The following is a 901-nucleotide window of genomic DNA, read 5'->3' as shown; positions in this document are numbered from 1 at the left end:
GACGAGGGCGGCCGGGGCCTGTTCCTGGTGGCCCAGTTCACCGAACGCTGGGGCACCCGCTACACGGCCGACGGCAAGGTGATCTGGGCGGAACAGTCCCTGCCGTGACTCCGTGAACCCGTAGGCACATGAGCACGTGAGCGCTCCCGAGCGGTGCGCGCGGATCGGGGCGCGGGAGACCGATGAGTTTTGGTGCCGGCCCCTGTCTACAGTGCGACAACCTTACAAAAGCGAGACAGGGAGCACGACATGACCACGGAACAGACGACGGCCGAGGGTTTCTCCTACACGTCGGAGCGGACGCTGGAGAGCCCTGTGGCGGCGGTGTGGCGCGCCTGGACCGTCGCGGAGTCCTACGCGCAGTGGTCCTACGCCGCCCCCGGGTCCGTCGAGATGGACGTACGGCCGGGTGGGACGTGGAAGGCGACGATGGTCACCCCGGACGGCGGGCAGTTCCCGTTGACCGGCTCCTACTCCGAGGTCGATGAGAACCGGCGCCTGGTGATCGGCATGGACGTACCCGGGAAGAACGACCCGGCTCTCATGACCGTCGAGCTCGCCGAGCAGAGTGACCACCGGACTCGCATCGTGGTGGCCCAGACCTGCGACACCGCCGACGAGCGCGACATGGCCGAGCAGGGCACCGGCATGCTCCTGGAGAGCCTGACGACGTTCCTCAAAACCGCGAACTGACACACCACGGGTCCCCGCGACCGGGCNNAAGCAGCGGGCACGGCCCCGACGCGGAACAACACACCCGACGGGTGGATCGCCCGCATCCGCCCTAGTCTGGACATGTCTGCATTCACCATCAAGGAGCCGCAATGAGCGACAGCGCGATGGACAAAGCCAAAGGCAAGGCCAAGGAAGCGGCGGGCAAGGTCACCGGTGACCGGCGCAC

General features: G+C 67.5%; 2 protein-coding genes. Both read left to right on the top strand.

Going from position 1 to position 901, the window contains the following annotated elements:
• Positions 1–108, top strand: a 108-nt coding sequence (locus BFF77_RS38265) for an ATP-binding protein (protein ID WP_169922728.1), incomplete at its 5' end; no start/stop codon positions are given.
• A 141-nt stretch (positions 109–249) separates the two neighbouring features.
• Positions 250–693, top strand: coding sequence for an SRPBCC family protein (locus BFF77_RS25615; protein WP_066953992.1), 444 nt, complete (start codon positions 250–252; stop codon positions 691–693).
• Positions 694–901 lie beyond the last annotated feature (208 nt).

Source organism: Streptomyces lushanensis (assembly GCF_001700515.1).
GTDB lineage: Bacteria > Actinomycetota > Actinomycetes > Streptomycetales > Streptomycetaceae > Streptomyces > Streptomyces lushanensis.
This window is presented reverse-complemented; position numbering and strand designations above follow the sequence as displayed.